The sequence below is a fragment of the Deinococcus cellulosilyticus NBRC 106333 = KACC 11606 genome, assembly GCF_007990775.1.
Classification (GTDB): Bacteria; Deinococcota; Deinococci; order Deinococcales; family Deinococcaceae; genus Deinococcus_C; species Deinococcus_C cellulosilyticus.
On the sequence record NZ_BJXB01000019.1, the window covers coordinates 97,992 to 112,398 of the forward strand.

Consider the following 14,407-nt stretch of genomic DNA (forward strand, 5'->3'; position numbering starts at 1 on the left):
GGACGGTATTTGTGCACCTGACATTGATGTTTCTTCAAATTGCCATCATCCTGCTGCTCTCCAGACTGGTGGGCCTCCTCATGAAACGCATGGGCCAGCCCCAGGTGATCGGCGAAATTCTCACAGGCATTGCCCTCGGTCCTTCACTCCTTGGTTTGTTCTTTCCCCAGGTTCAGCACGCCCTTTTTCCAAAAGAAAGTGTGGACCTGCTGAAAAGCCTCAGCAGCATCGGTCTTGTGCTGTTCATGTTCCTGGTCGGCCTGGAACTGGACATGGGACAGATCCGCAAGATGTACCACAAGGCCATCAGCATTTCTCTGGGAGGCATTCTGTTTCCCCTCTTGCTGGGGGTTGGGGCAGGGGCACTTCTTCTGAATTCTGCTGATTTTTTCCCACCCACCCAGGACCCTCTGGTCAGTGTGGCCTTTCTGGGGGTGGCCATGTCCGTGACCGCTTTCCCGGTGCTGGCCCGCATTCTTTCGGAGTTCCGCATGACCCGCTCCCGCATCGGGTCCCTGGCCCTTGCAAGTGCTGCCATTGACGACCTGCTGGCCTGGATGCTTCTTGCAGTGGTGATGATCCTGTCCAAAGGCACCTCACAGGCAGCCATCGTCACCGGACTGGGCATTGTTGGAGTCAGTGCCGTGTCTTTTCTGCTGCTGCGACCTCTGTTGGCAAAACTCGCAGTGTGGCTGGAAGAACACAAACACGAAAACTGGATTCTTCCCATCTGGATGGTGCTGCTGCTGCTGCTGGCCTCTGTTACGGAGGCTGTGGGCATGCACTTCATCATGGGGGCGTTCATTCTGGGTCTGATCACCCCCAGAGGCTGGATTGCAGAGCAACTTGAGCACCGCATCGCACCCCTGGCCACCCAGCTTTTCCTGCCCATTTTCTTCGTGATTTCTGGCCTGAACACCCAGGTCAACCTGCTCAGCGGCTGGCATGCCTGGATGGTTGCTGGGGGCATCATTCTGGTGGCAAGCCTCGGGAAACTGCTGGGTTGCGGCTACGTGGCCTGGCGTTCTGGCGAGACCCCAGGAGACGCCCTCACCGTGGCAGGCTTGATGAATGCGCGCGGCCTGATGGAACTGGTTGTGCTCAACATCGGCCTGCAGATGGGACTGATCAGCCCCCTGCTGTTCAGCATCATGGTGGTGATGACCGTGGTGACCACGGTTCTGGCCACACCCCTGTTCAGGCTGGGAACCCGCTGGAACCAGAAGCAGGAAGCCCAGGTGGGTCGGCTCCCTGTGGTATGAAGTGAGCAGAGGGCCTCTGACCAGTGACATGGAACATGCTGTTGAAGAAGTTGAACGTTCACAGTGAACAGTTGACAGCGAACAACGTCTCAATGTGCATCATCTCAACCGGGATGAACAGCAAAAGCCAGTCTGAATGAGACTGGCTTTTTTGTTGTTTGTGTCTGGATCTCAGGGGTACATGCGGGTGAGCATTCTTGGGAAAGGGATGGCTTCCCGCAGGTGGTCAATTCCGGTGATCCAGGCCACCAGACGTTCCAGACCCAGACCAAAGCCACTGTGAGGGACACTGCCGTAACGGCGCAGATCGAGGTACCATTCAAACGCTTCCAGTGGGAGGTGATGCTCCTCAATGCGGCTCTTGAGAAGTTCGTAATCGTGGATGCGCTGTGAACCTCCGATGATCTCTCCATAACCTTCTGGAGCAATCATGTCGTCACAGAGCACGGTTTCAGGGTTTTCAGGGTCAGGCTGCATGTAGAAAGCCTTGATGGCGGTGGGGTACTTCTCGATGATGACCGGGCGGTCAAAGTGGTTCCCGAGGATGGTTTCATCGGGGGCACCGAAATCCTCACCCCAGGGGATGTGGCGGTCGTAGCCCTTGAGGATCTCCAGAGCTTCGGTGTAGGTGATGCGAGGGAAATTTCCCTCGGAAGCAGGCCGGAGTTTCTCAATGTCGCGTTCCAGGATCTTGAGTTCCTCCTGGCAGTGGTCCAGCACACGCTTCAGGATGAAGCTGATCATGCCCTCCTGCAGCTTCATGTTGTCCTGGTGGTCGGCGTAGGCCACTTCCGGTTCGATCATCCAGAATTCCAGCAGGTGCCTTCTGGTTTTGCTCTTTTCGGCGCGGAAGGTGGGACCGAAAGTGTAAATCTTGCCGAAAGCCAGAGCGCCTGCTTCACCGTAAAGCTGGCCGGACTGGCTCAGGTAGGCCTTGTCCTCATCAAAGAGGTTGATTTCAAAGAGGTTGGTGGTGCCTTCTGCTGCGTTGGGGGTGAAGAAAGGTGAATCAAAACGAATGAACCCTTCCTGATGGAAAAAATCATTGATGGCCGTTTGCACTGCATCTCGAACCCGGATGATGGCCCAGGGGCGCTTGTGGCGCAGCCAGAGGTGGCGGTGCTCCAGCAGAAAATCAATGCCGTGTTCCTTGGGGGTCAGGGGGTAGTCGGCAGCATTGTCTGCCACCACCTGAATTTCACGGACGCTGAGCTCGACACCTCCAGGAGCACGGTCATCGAGGCGGGCAAGTCCAGTCAAAAGGACGCTTTCTTCCTGTTGCAGGCGCTTTGCCGTCTGAAAGACCTCTTCTGTGACATCTCCTTTAAATACGGTGGCCTGCATGAAACCAGAGCCATCTCGGATCTGAAGAAAGTGAATTTTGCCGCTGGAGCGGATTCCGGTCAGCCAGCCCTGCACGGTGACAGTCTGGTCGGCATGTTGTTTGAGGTCGCGGATGAGCGTCATAACGCCATGATTATAAGTTGTCCAGTCAAATTGTGGGAGGGGAGAGAGGGGAGGGGATCTGTTTGGAAACCTTTACGGATCTTTGTAAGGTTTCTGCAAACGCATGAGGATATACTGAAACTGTTCTGGGAAACGGTGTGATTGAAAGTCGTGGAAGCAGTTCCCTTTTTCTTGAAAGATCTTGAAAGGGGGCTTTACAGGCTGGGGGGAATTCTGATACCTTTAGTTTGTTCTGAAAACTAAGTATGCTGTTTGTGCCGCGAACAGCATATGAAGACTGCTTTAGATCCCACTTCAAGCACCGCCACTCACGTGTTGCCGCCACGTTCTGAGTGTGTATGGTCGTGCGGTTGCAGGTACATCAGGACACATGGGAGGCCTTGACAGAGATTGTTTTGGGCGTTACGGTTTGAGTAACGACTTCACAATCTGATCAAGGTGGAAAGGGAGCAACTATGAAGAAAGTACTCGCCGCCGTTACTGTTTCACTGCTGGCTGCATCTGCAGCAGCCCAGTCCAAGCAGCTTGAGATCTTCTCCTGGTGGGCTGGAGACGAAGGTCCCGCCCTCGAAGCACTCGTCAAGCTGTACAAAGCCAAGTACCCCTCCGTGGACGTGCAAAACGCCACTGTGACCGGGGGATCAGGTGTGAACGCCCGCGCCGTCCTCAAAACCCGCATGCTCGGGGGAGATCCACCAGACTCCTTCCAGGTGCACGCTGGTCAGGAACTGACCGGCACCTGGGTGGCTGCAGGTCGCATGGACGACCTCAGTGCCCTCTACAAAGAGCAGGGCTGGAGCAAAGTGTTCCCCAAGGGCCTGATGGACCTGATCAGCACCAACGGCAAACCCTGGGTCGTTCCCGTGAACGTCCACCGCAGCAACGTGATGTGGTACAACCCCGCCAAGCTGCGTGAATGGGGCATCACCCCTCCCAAGACCTGGGACCAATTCTTCACCGTCTGTAAGACCCTGCAGGCCAAAGGCGTCACCCCCCTGGTTGTGGGTGAAAACTGGACCCAGCAGCACCTGTGGGAGAGCGTTGCCCTCGGCACCCTGGGCCCCGCCGACTACAACAACCTCTGGAACCGCAAGCTGAAGTTCAACAGCCCCAAAGCCATCAAGGTGTGGGAAAACTTCGGCAAGGTCCTCAACTGCACCAACAAAGACGCCTCCGGCCTCAGCTGGCAACAGGCTGTGGACCGCGTGGTTGACGGCGAAGCTGCCTTCAACATCATGGGTGACTGGGCTGCAGGCTACCTGAGCACCACCAAGGGCCTCGAAGCAGGCACCGGATTCGGCTACGTGCCTTCCCCTGGCACCGGCGGCAGCTTCATCATGCTCGCAGACGCTTTCGGTCTGCCCAAAGGCGTGAAGAACAGAACCGAAGTGCTGAACTGGCTGCGTCTGCTCGGCTCCAAAGCTGGCCAGGATGCCTTCAACCCCCTCAAGGGTTCCATCTCTGCCCGCAATGATTCCGACCTCAGCAAGTACAGCAAGTACTCCCAGTCTGCTGCCAAGGACTTCCGCACCAACAAGATCGTCGGAAGCCTGGTGCACGGTGCTGCTGCGAACGAAACCTTCATGAGCAACTTCGCCACCGTCATGGAAATCTACCTCTCCACCAAGAGCGCCAGCAAGGCCGCCAACGCCGCCGAAGCCATCGCCACCCAGAGCAACCTGGGCAAGTAAGATTTCCACGCACAACCCCTAAAACTCCCGAGGGTCAGTTCACCGGAGGGTGAGCTGGCCCCTTTTTCATCGGGAGACCGAACGTCGTCTCTTCATCCTTCCTGAACTGGTGGGATTTTTTTGGCGTTCTGGTTGTGCGACAGAGTAGGAGCCGAAACATGGCGAATGCAAAACAACCCATCCTGAAAAACACACCCACCCCGAAAGCAGCCAGCAAGAAACCGCTGGATGCAGACCGGATTGTCGCAGCATTGCTGCTGATCCCGAGCATCATCCTGGTGGGTATTTTTGTGTACGGCTTCATCGGTCAGACCATGTACACCTCGCTGACCGACTGGGGACAGAACCCCGCGCAAGCCCTGGCCCTCAACCCTGAACTGAAGTACATCGGGTTCCAGAACTATGCTGACCTGTTCACCGGTCTGCTGGACTCCCGCTTCAGACAGGACCTGGTGTCCACCCTGTTCTTCACCCTCTTTTTCATCGTGGGCAGCCTCGGACTGGGCCTGGTGCTCGCCGTCATGCTGGACCAGAATCCCAAAGGGGAAAGTTTCTTCCGTACGCTCTTCCTGTTCCCGATGTCCCTGTCTTTCATCGTGACCGGAACCATCTGGCGCTGGCTCTTGCAACCCGAAGGGGGCTTCAACCAGCTGCTGGGCACCAAATTCCAGTGGCTGAACTCCCGTGAACAGGTCTTCCAGTTCAACTGGCAGGACATCCCCTTCTACACCGCCCTGGTGGTGAGCCTTGTCTTCTTCTGGATTGCTTTCCAGGCTTTCCAGAACAAGAAGACCAACCGCCTGATTGTGGCTGCGGCCTCTGGCCTGGTGCTGCTGTTGTGGGGCATCATCTTCGGACGCAACGCCGAATGGGTGTACCCCATCCCTGAAACCCACGGTTTCAACCTGGCCTTCATCGGGATCATCATTGCGGCCGTCTGGCAGATGGCCGGATACACCATGGCCCTGTACCTTGCAGGCATCCGTGGGGTTCCCGAAGACCTCCGTGAAGCTGCCCGTGTGGACGGTTGCACCGAGATCCAGATCTACCAGAAGGTCATCTTCCCCCTGCTGACCCCCATCACCCTCTCGGCCATCATCATTCTGGGCCACATCAGCCTGAAGATCTTTGACCTGGTGTTTGCCATGGCCGGAGCAGACAACGCAACAACCGACGTGCCTGCCCTCCTGATGTACCTCACCAGCTTCCGCAGCAACCAGTTCGCCAAAGGTGCCGCCATCTCCATGGTGCTCCTGGTGATGGTCGCCGCAGTGATCGTGCCCTACCTGTACACCTCTCTGAGAAAGGACCGCAGATGACCAAGGCTGCTCCTGCTGCTGCTCACGGCAGCTCCCACAAAACCCTGATTCCCTTGCCGGTGGTTTACGTGGTCCTCGGGATCATGACCCTGTTCTTCCTGATTCCCATGTACATGGTGGTCATCACCGCGTTCAAAGATCCCGCCAACATCAACCTCGCCACCGCCTGGGTTCCACCCACCTCTCCCAACTGGCAGGGGTTCGCGCAGGCCATGCAGATGTTCCTGCCCAAATTCCAGAACAGCCTGGTGCTGACCATCTCGGCCACCCTGCTTTCCGCCCTGCTGGGCTCACTGAACGGATACATCCTGTCCAAATGGAAATTCATTGGCAGTGACATCCTGTTCGCCCTGATGCTCTTCGGGATGTTCATTCCCTACCAGAGCACCCTGATCCCCATCTTCCAGACCCTCAAGGACCTGGGCCTTTACGGTTCCATCTGGGGCCTGGTCCTGGTGCATGTGATCTACGGCATTCCCATCACCACCCTGATCTTCAAGAATTACTACTCTGAAGTTCCAGACGAACTGATGGAAGCTGCCAAAATTGACGGTGCTGGATTCTTCCAGGCTTACCGCCACATCATCCTGCCCATCTCCATCCCCGGATTCGTGGTGGTGATCATCTGGCAGTTCACCCAGGTGTGGAACGAGTTCCTGTTCGCAGTGACCCTCACCAACCCCGATTCCCAGCCCATCACGGTGGCCCTGGCGCAACTCGCGGGTGGTGAAGCCGTGAAGTGGAACCTCCCCATGGCAGGAAGCCTGCTGGCTGCCCTCCCCACCCTGCTGGTGTACATCTTCCTCGGGAAGTACTTCATCCGTGGTCTGCTGGCAGGGTCTGTTAAAGGTTAAGTCAAGCTTCTTAAGCACTCCGGCGGTTTCGTCGGAGTGCTTTTTTCTTTAGGATGTCAGGATGGATGTTTCAAGACCCATTGTTGAATTTTATGGATCAGGAAATGAAGCCGAGCGTCTTTCCAGAGGCATTGGACCTCTGGAATTTCTGCGCACCTGCGAAATCCTGCAACAGGTTCTTCCAGAAGTTTCCATTTCCATCTGTGATGTGGGTGGGGCACATGGGGTGTATTCCTTCTGGCTTGCAGGTCTGGGCCATCAGGTGCATCTGCTGGATCTGTCCCCAGAGCTCATTGAGGCAGCACGCAGAACTGCACAGCAGGTGGATGTTCCCGCACTGGCCAGTGTTCAGGTTGGAGATGCCAGAAGCCTGCCTTACGATGACAGGACCATGGATCTGGTCATTTTGCAGGGGCCTCTGTACCATCTGCAGGACCATGAAGACCGCTTCAGGTGTCTCAGAGAGGCCTTTCGTGTTCTGAAGCCCGGAGGTGCCTTGCTCGCTTTTGGAATCACCCACACTGCCTCACTCATGGTGGGCCTGCAAAGAGGGTGGATCTGGAATGACGACCACTTCAAGATGGTGCAGGGTGAAGTGACCACTGGTGAGCACCTCCGTCCTGAAAGCTGGCCCAACCTGTTCATGGATGCTTACTTTCACCGCCCAGAGGGTATGAATGCAGAAGTGCAGACCTGTGGATTTCAGGTGTTGGGCACCCTGGGCATCGAGGGACCTGCCTGGATGGTCGACCGGTATGATGAACACTGGAAGGACGAGGTGCACCAGCAGCGCATTTTACAGGTGGCCCGTCTGGTCGAGAGAGACCCCATCCTGAGCCCTCACTTTGTCTGTGTTGCCCGCAAACCACAGGATTCCTGAACCCTGTGTGATCTAAGGACTCTTTCAAGAAAAGAGGATAGAATGTCAGTCGTGTACGTTAACCGTCGTGCGAACTTCGAGTATGAAATTCTGGAGCGTTATGAAGCCGGGATCGTCCTGACCGGTACGGAAGTCAAAAGCATCCGTGCAGGAGGGGTGGATTTCCGGGACGCTTTTGCCCGCCTGGAAGATGGCAACATTGAGCTGGAAGGGCTTTACATTCCCACTTACGACAAGGGCTCCTACAACAACCACGAGCCCCGCCGCAAACGCCGCCTGCTGCTGCACCGCTCTGAAATCCAGAAGCTGCGCAAGGCCCTGGTGCAAAAAGGCCTGACCCTCGTTCCGACCAAAATGTACTTCAAAGGCCAGTACGTCAAGGTGGAAGTGGCGGTTGCCAGGGGCAAGAAGCTGCACGATAAACGCCGTGCCGAGGCTGAAAAAACCATGAAACGGGAACTGCGCGAATTGTGAAACGTCTTGTTGTCCTGCTGCTTTTGCTTCTGAATTCTGCTTTTGCCCAGTACACCCTGCAGAGCACCAGGGTGGGCGACAGGACATTCCAGAGCATCAGCTATTACGGCATTGGCTTCATCCGTGCGGAATTCCTCAGTCCTTATTTTCTGGTGTCGGTGGACAGCAGGTCTGTGCGGGTCAGCTACGGTCCCAACAGTCTGACCTTACCCATCGAGAACAGTCCTGAGCGGGGCATTTACCAGTCATATTACGTGGAGGTCAACAACGAAGTCCGCACGGGATTTCCAGCCATTGTGGTCAATCGGGGCATCTTTGTTCCGGTGCAGGCGGTGGCAGAAGCACTGAAAATCAACCTTTCTGGCAACACAATGGTGATTCCCACGGCCAGACTGGGCAATGTGGCGTCAAAAACCGATGCAAAGTATGACCGTCTGGTGTTCGAACTGGACCAGAACGTGGTGATTGAAGACCAGTCCACCAGCAAAAACATCAAACTGGTGGTGCGCAATGCCTGGGGAAAAAGCACCACCTACACCACCACAGGCAAATACCTCCCCAAGGTCAAAGCAGAAGTCGTGGGCAAGGATCTGGTCTTCACGGCTCCGCTCCCCAAAGCTTCCGGGTACCAGTTTTTCTTCACTCCCCTGAGCGACAGGAAGGCCCGATTGGTGCTTGATGCTGGCTCTCAATTCACACCCAAACAAACCGTGCTGGAAGAACGCATCCTCAAACCTGTGATTGTGCTGGATGCTGGACATGGGGGGAATGACACTGGAGGCACCAAAGGGGTCACCGAAAAGGACCTGACCCTGGAAGTGGTGCGCAAAATGGGGCAGGCCCTCTCCAAAGCGGGTTGGACAGTGAAATACACCCGAACCAGCGATACGGCGGTCTCTCTGGCAAACCGCGCTGCGCTGGCCCGCAGCAGTGATGCTTTTGTCAGCATCCATCTTGGGTATGGCCTGGGTGCGTCCCAGAGTGGTGTGGTGCTGTCTTACCCCTCGGGAGATGAGCACCTGGAGTACATCCGGCAGGTGAGGGGAGAAACCCAGCCCAGTCTGGGAGTCAGTTCGAACGAGCAGATCAAGACGTTTGCCCAGACGGTGCAGAAGGAACTGTCCAGGGTCAAGGTGACAGCAAAATTGCGACCGACCAGAGACCTGTACCTGCTGTCAGAGGCACCCAAAGCCGCCATGATGGTGGAACTCGGTTTCCCTGAAAACCCCCAGGACCTGGTCCTTCTGAAAGACCCCACGCATCTGGATGCGCTGGCCCTTGCCCTGGCCCGGGGGATCACCGTGTACCTGACCCCCAAAGACCAGAAAACCGCCCAGACCCCCAAAAAGGACGCCAAGCCATGAACAAAGTGCTCACCCCTGTGAACATCATCTGTCTGCTGCTCCTGGCTGCAGCAGGGATTTTCTATTACGTTGTGACCCTGCCCCCGAAAGTGCCTGCATATGAACTGAACAATGGTCCTGCCACAGTGACCAAAAGTGTCAGGTTGTACTTCAACGATGCAGCACTTGAAAAATACCGCACAGAAGAGCGGGACCTCGAACTCTCGGTGGACAATGAGACCACGCTGGCCAACATGGCCATCAAGGCCCTGATGGATGGCCCGAAAGCCGAAGGAAGTGTCAGCAGCCTGCCCAGAACCGAGGATGCCCCAAGTGTCTTCACCCGTGAAGGCCACTATTATGTGAACCTTCCTGCATCCTGGCAGAAACTGAATTACGGGAGCACGGCAGAGTTGCTGCTGATCTGCACCATCACCCGCACCCTGCTGGATCTCAACCCCAACAACCTGGATGTGGCCTTCATGGTGGAAGGCAAAACCGTGGAGAGTCTGGCGGGTCATGTGGATCTGCGCAATGCATTCAATCGGGAGAGTTGCCCTTGAGAATTGAGTCCATCAGCCTGCAGGGCTTCAAGAGCTTTGGAGAAAAAACCCGCATCGAATTTGTTCCCGGAATCAATGCAGTCATTGGGCCAAACGGCAGCGGTAAGAGCAACGTGATTGAGGCGATCCGCTGGGCCACCCACACGGCCCGGGTGCGTGAGTTGCGGGCAGGAAATGCCACAGAACTGATCTTCCATGGGAGCCAGGGCAAAAGTTCACTTGGACTTGCAGAGGTGATGCTGGAACTGTCTGGCCTGCACCGCAGCCACCTTCCCGAAAGACTGAACCTTGCCCGTCGGGTGTACCGGGATGGGGACACCGAGCAGGAGCTGCTGGGCAAGAATGTACTGGTCCGTGACATCCAGAATGCCCTCCGGGGAAGCGGCCTCGGGCCAGGGGGGCTTGCCGCAATTGGACAGGGAGAGGTTTCAGGGGTGGTGACTGCAGACAGCAAGACCCTTCTGGGTTACCTGGAGGAGGCCGCCGGGCTCAGTGCCCTGACCCACCGTGAAAAGCAAACCCTGGACCGTCTGGTGGAAGTGGAAAGGCACCTTGAACAGCTGGAACTGGTCGCTGCTGGGGTGCGAGAGCGCACAGAGCAACTCAATAGAGAAGCAGAAACGGCCCGCAAGCACACCCAATACACCCAGGAACTTCAGCAGTTGCAAGACGCTGTGCAGTGGGCAAAACACCAGACCCTGACCCAGGAACTGCAGGATTTGCAGGTCCAGGAGGAGAACCTTCAGGGGTCTGTCCAGCAAACGGCAGCAGACCTGAGAGAAGTACAGGCGAAACAGGAAGAACTGCGCCTGACCCTGCAGGCCGCTGGTGTGGAGCGTGCCGAATACGAGAGCACCCTGCGCCTGATCAAAAACGCCGAAGAGCGGGTGAGGGACACTGAAAAGTACCTTGAGCTCCTGCAGCTGGACCAGCAGAACCTGCTTTCAGAGATGGAAGTGCTCGAAGCCCTCGCACCCGTGGAAAAGCCCACTGCAGATCCTGTGCAGATCGAGGCCAGCCTCAGGTCGCTGAAGATCCGTTTGCAGAGCGCTGAGCGCCGACTTCAGGCCAGTGAAAACGAACTGAAACAGGCTTATGCCCAGGCCCAGGAAGCCGCCCGTGAAGAAGCCCAGAATGCCACTTTGCAGGAGGAAGCCAGCAAGCTGCAAGCTCTGGTCGAACAGGAAACCGCAAACCTGAAGGCCACCGAAGAACAATTGGTTGCAGTGCGTGGACTGCTTTCTGTCACTGAAGAGCAGTACCGGACCACACTGGAATCTTTTGAAACGGCCCGCAAAAATCTGCAGGTCGCCAAAAGCGACCTTTCCAGGGCCAACAATGAAAAGGCCCCACTGGAGCGTGAACTGAAACGCCTGGAGGTGGTGCTGAACAGTTATGCCCGTTATGGAGAAGGGTCCAGAAACGCCCTCAACAGTGACATTGAAGGCATCGTGGGCAGCGTTGCCGACTGCCTGAATGTCCCCGAGGAGTATGAAACTGCCATCACTGCCGCCCTCGGACGCAGGCTTGAACAGGTGGTGGTGCAAAATGCACAGGTGGCCCAGGAAATCATCGAGCACCTGAAACGGGCAGGAGGGCGGGCCACATTTCTGCCCCTGGACCTCATCAAGTCCCGCGTGCGCCCCGACAGTCGCCTGCTGACCGAAAGGGGGGTCCTGGGCTACGCCCACAACAAATGCCCCAGTGATCCTCCTCTGATCAGTGAACACCTGCTGGGTGACACCCTGATGGTGCAGGACCACCCCACCGCCATTCGCATTGCCCGCAATCATGCCCAGAGGCCCCGACTGGTCACCCTGGATGGTGAGGTGATCGAGGCCACAGGAGCAGTGACCGGAGGAAAACTCAAGGACTCTGGCCTGACCGTCCTTGCAGACCAGCGCCGCTACCATGACCTGCAGGATGAACTCGATGACCTGGACCGCAAGGCTGACAAAGCACGCAAACAGGAACGCAGCATCGAAGAGAGCCTGAAGAAGCTTGAAGACCAGGTGCGTGAGCTGCGCCTCAAACACCAGCAGGAAAAGGGTCAGGAAGCCGTGCTGGAACGCACCCTCACCCAGGCAGGAGCCAGACGCGACACCCTGCAATCCCAGCTGAGAAGCGTGCACAGCCGAATGCACGAAAGCTCAGGCACAGAACGCTTCACCGGAGTGCAGGTGCTGGAAGACACCATCACCCAGATCCGTCAGGAAATTGAGGTTCTGCGTGCCCAGGAACAGCAATTCACTGCAGACCTGCACGGCATTCGAGAGCAGCATACCGCACACCAGCATCACCAGCAGGAAATGCAGCGTCTGGCTGCAAACCGTGAAAAGTATCAGCGCCTGCAAGGACAGATTCAGGGATACCTGCTGAACCTCGACAACCACCAGCGTGAACTTGCGGCCCACCAGAGCAAGCTGGCCTCCCTCAGCAGGCCTGAGCTTCTCCCGCTGGAAAAAGAATACAAACAGCTTTCCGAACAGCACGCTGCCCAGACCCGCAAGATTGCAGAGCTGCAGCGCACCCTGGAAAACACCCGATTGAACCTGGCCCGCAAGGAAACCCAGCGGCAGGAACTTGGAGAGGTGAAGGCTCCAGAGGTGCTGCCGGAAGGGGATGCCAGACGCTGGACTGGCCGCATCCAGACCCTGGAGCGCCTGTTGATGGAACTCGGGGCCATCAATGCCCTGGCAGAGCAGGAACATGAGCACGAATCCCGGCGTCTGCAGACCATGGAAAAAGACATTCAGGACACCCGGGGTGCCATTCAGCAGATCCGGGATGCCCTCAGGGACCTCAGGCAGGACATTCACAGCAAGCTGTTCCTGGCCTTTGAACGGGTGAAAACCGCGTTCTCAAACTATGCCCAGGAGCTTCTTGGGGGCCTGGGAGAACTGCAACTGGAGCAGGACGAAAACGGCAAACCCACAGGCATGGGCATGGTGGTGCAGCCCCGCAGCAAACGCACCCGCAACATCCACCTGCTCTCGGCAGGAGAGAGGACCATGGTCGGACTGGCCTTCCTGTTTGCCCTGTCGGAAGCCCCAGAAGACCAGAGGGGCCTGCCCATCGCCATTCTGGACGAGGTGGATGCCCCCCTGGACGAGGCCAACATCCGCAGGTTCACGCACTTTTTAAAACTGCTGGCCTCCAAGGGCAGCCAGTTCATTCTGGTCACCCACCAGAAAGCCACCATGGAAATCGCCCATGCGCTCTGGGGGGTCACCACCGACGCCAAAGGGGTGTCCAGAACCTTCAGCATCAAAAACAGCGACATAGAGACTTTTGTTCAGTAAGAAACTCCAGTAGAGGACAGCCCAGTGAAGAGGGCTGTCCTTTTTTGCTGGAAAGTGACCCACTCATGCAGGACCTTCCAGGGAAACGCGTGCCGCAGTGCAGCCAGAGAGGCATCCCCAGAGTCAAATTCTCCCTGAAGCCGTTGAAAACCCATCTGGTGTGCCTGCCATGCGGCATGGCTGAAAATGCTCAGGAGAAGAGCCTCTTCCAGTTCTGGATCAAGCCCTGCACTCCCAAACCATCCCATCTCCAGCAAGTCCTGATCATCCGTGGCCCTGAAACTCCCAAGTGCCCTGGGTTGGTCGTTGTGCATGGCCACCCACATGAGTTTCGAAATGAGATCCCCTCCCATGAATCGGGCCTGTGCAACCTCAGCGGAGGACAGAACGCTGGGATTGTGCCCATGGGAATTCAGGTAGATCTGTTGATGCAAAGCTGTTAGCACTGGAACCCATTCTTGTCCCAGGTCTGCCAGAGAACCCAGCTGAAAACCTTCTGGCGGTGGAATCCGATCCATGATTTCACGGATCTGCAGTTCACCTGTCCAGGTGCTCAGGGTTTCATGAAATCCGAGGTGCTGCAAAGCCTGAATGCCCTCAGGGAGGTGCCTGTAGGTGGCAGATTGCAGAGGCCTGCCCTGAAAACCACCGTTCTTTTGCAGCAGGGTTACCAGAAGTCCATGCCCCACACCTTGCCTCCTGTGTGCTGGATGCACATGCAGACCGACATAAAAAGGAACCGGGTGCAAGGTGCATTCTGTGAGGCTGCCATACCCTGCAATCTTTCCAGCGGTTTCAAAGACCACATGGAACTGGGTGCTTCCAGACCTGCGAAAATAGGGGAGAACGTCAGAATCTCCATGCCAGACTTCTTCGATCAACTGCTGAATCTGTGGTTCATCCATTGGATTCATTTCTCGAATCTTGGCTATCATTGTACAGACGGCAAGCAAAAACCCCCTCCTGATCAGGAAGGGGCTGAAGGTCAATGCAATCAATGCCCGAGGATCTGACTCAGGAACAGTCTGGAGCGTTCATGCTGGGGGTTGTTGTAGAAATCATTCGGGGTGGCCTCCTCCACAATCGCCCCCTTGTCGAAAAACACCACCCGGTCTGCCACCTCTCTGGCAAACCCCATCTCGTGCGTCACCACCAGCATGGTGATCCCCGAGTGCGCCAGTTCCTTCATCACGTCCAGCACTTCCTTGATCATCTCCGGGTCCAGCGCGGAAGTCGGCTCATCAAACAGCAG

At 56.6% G+C, this 14,407-nt stretch carries 12 protein-coding genes; 9 read left to right on the plus strand and 3 right to left on the minus strand.

Going from position 1 to position 14,407, the window contains the following annotated elements:
- The first annotated feature begins 26 nt into the window (after positions 1-26).
- Complete coding sequence (locus DC3_RS19390) at positions 27-1,262, plus strand: cation:proton antiporter (protein WP_146887265.1); 1,236 nt, start codon at positions 27-29, stop codon at positions 1,260-1,262.
- Between the two features lie 171 nt (positions 1,263-1,433).
- Here the strand turns inward: DC3_RS19390 and asnS are convergent, their stop codons facing one another.
- Positions 1,434-2,729 (minus strand): asparagine--tRNA ligase, encoded by a 1,296-nt coding sequence (asnS, locus tag DC3_RS19395; protein WP_146887267.1) that lies wholly within the window; start codon positions 2,727-2,729, stop codon positions 1,434-1,436.
- Between the two features lie 455 nt (positions 2,730-3,184).
- Between asnS and DC3_RS19400 the strand changes: the two genes are divergently transcribed.
- The 8 genes from DC3_RS19400 to smc all read left to right on the plus strand — a co-directional run bounded on the left by DC3_RS19400 (position 3,185) and on the right by smc (position 13,155).
- Positions 3,185-4,420 carry an ABC transporter substrate-binding protein gene (locus tag DC3_RS19400; protein WP_146887269.1) on the plus strand — a complete coding sequence of 412 codons (1,236 nt, stop codon included), beginning with the start codon at positions 3,185-3,187 and terminating at the stop codon, positions 4,418-4,420.
- Positions 4,421-4,578: 158 nt separating this feature from the next.
- The gene (locus tag DC3_RS19405; protein ID WP_146887271.1) at positions 4,579-5,739 is read left to right on the plus strand and encodes a carbohydrate ABC transporter permease; all 1,161 of its coding nucleotides are present in this window, start codon (positions 4,579-4,581) and stop codon (positions 5,737-5,739) included.
- Positions 5,736-6,593, plus strand: coding sequence for a carbohydrate ABC transporter permease (locus DC3_RS19410; protein WP_146887273.1), 858 nt, complete (start codon positions 5,736-5,738; stop codon positions 6,591-6,593). The genes DC3_RS19405 and DC3_RS19410 overlap by 4 nt, the downstream gene beginning before the upstream one ends.
- A gap of 61 nt (positions 6,594-6,654) precedes the next feature.
- Positions 6,655-7,473 (plus strand): class I SAM-dependent methyltransferase, encoded by an 819-nt coding sequence (locus DC3_RS19415; protein ID WP_146887275.1) that lies wholly within the window; start codon positions 6,655-6,657, stop codon positions 7,471-7,473.
- Between the two features lie 3 nt (positions 7,474-7,476).
- Positions 7,477-7,947, plus strand: coding sequence for an SsrA-binding protein SmpB (smpB, locus tag DC3_RS19420; protein ID WP_281292555.1), 471 nt, complete (start codon positions 7,477-7,479; stop codon positions 7,945-7,947).
- Positions 7,944-9,311 carry an N-acetylmuramoyl-L-alanine amidase gene (locus DC3_RS19425; protein WP_146887279.1) on the plus strand — a complete coding sequence of 456 codons (1,368 nt, stop codon included), beginning with the start codon at positions 7,944-7,946 and terminating at the stop codon, positions 9,309-9,311. Before smpB ends, DC3_RS19425 begins: the two co-directional genes overlap by 4 nt.
- Entirely contained in the window at positions 9,308-9,853 is a 546-nt protein-coding gene (locus tag DC3_RS19430) for a GerMN domain-containing protein (protein WP_146887281.1), read from the plus strand. The genes DC3_RS19425 and DC3_RS19430 overlap by 4 nt, the downstream gene beginning before the upstream one ends.
- Complete coding sequence (gene smc / locus DC3_RS19435; protein WP_186816133.1) at positions 9,850-13,155, plus strand: chromosome segregation protein SMC; 3,306 nt, start codon at positions 9,850-9,852, stop codon at positions 13,153-13,155. The genes DC3_RS19430 and smc overlap by 4 nt, the downstream gene beginning before the upstream one ends.
- Here smc and DC3_RS19440 read toward each other — a convergent pair.
- Both DC3_RS19440 and DC3_RS19445 read right to left on the minus strand, forming a co-directional pair.
- The gene (locus DC3_RS19440) at positions 13,149-14,069 is read right to left on the minus strand and encodes a GNAT family N-acetyltransferase (RefSeq protein WP_186816134.1); all 921 of its coding nucleotides are present in this window, start codon (positions 14,067-14,069) and stop codon (positions 13,149-13,151) included. The genes smc and DC3_RS19440 overlap by 7 nt on opposite strands.
- An 80-nt stretch (positions 14,070-14,149) precedes the next feature.
- Positions 14,150-14,407, minus strand: a 258-nt coding sequence (locus DC3_RS19445) for an AAA family ATPase (RefSeq protein WP_146887286.1), incomplete at its 5' end; no start/stop codon positions are given.

Excerpts from the sequence above, each read along its gene's own strand:
- DC3_RS19430 (WP_146887281.1), top strand. The coding sequence starts at position 9,308 with ATGAACAAAGTGCTCACCCCTGTGAACATCATCTGTCTGCTGCTCCTG.
- DC3_RS19440 (WP_186816134.1), bottom strand. The coding sequence starts at position 14,069 with ATGAATCCAATGGATGAACCACAGATTCAGCAGTTGATCGAAGAAGTC.
- asnS (WP_146887267.1), bottom strand. The coding sequence starts at position 2,729 with ATGACGCTCATCCGCGACCTCAAACAACATGCCGACCAGACTGTCACC.
- DC3_RS19405 (WP_146887271.1), top strand. The coding sequence starts at position 4,579 with ATGGCGAATGCAAAACAACCCATCCTGAAAAACACACCCACCCCGAAA.
- DC3_RS19410 (WP_146887273.1), top strand. The coding sequence starts at position 5,736 with ATGACCAAGGCTGCTCCTGCTGCTGCTCACGGCAGCTCCCACAAAACC.
- DC3_RS19415 (WP_146887275.1), top strand. The coding sequence starts at position 6,655 with ATGGATGTTTCAAGACCCATTGTTGAATTTTATGGATCAGGAAATGAA.
- DC3_RS19400 (WP_146887269.1), top strand. The coding sequence starts at position 3,185 with ATGAAGAAAGTACTCGCCGCCGTTACTGTTTCACTGCTGGCTGCATCT.
- DC3_RS19390 (WP_146887265.1), top strand. The coding sequence starts at position 27 with ATGTTTCTTCAAATTGCCATCATCCTGCTGCTCTCCAGACTGGTGGGC.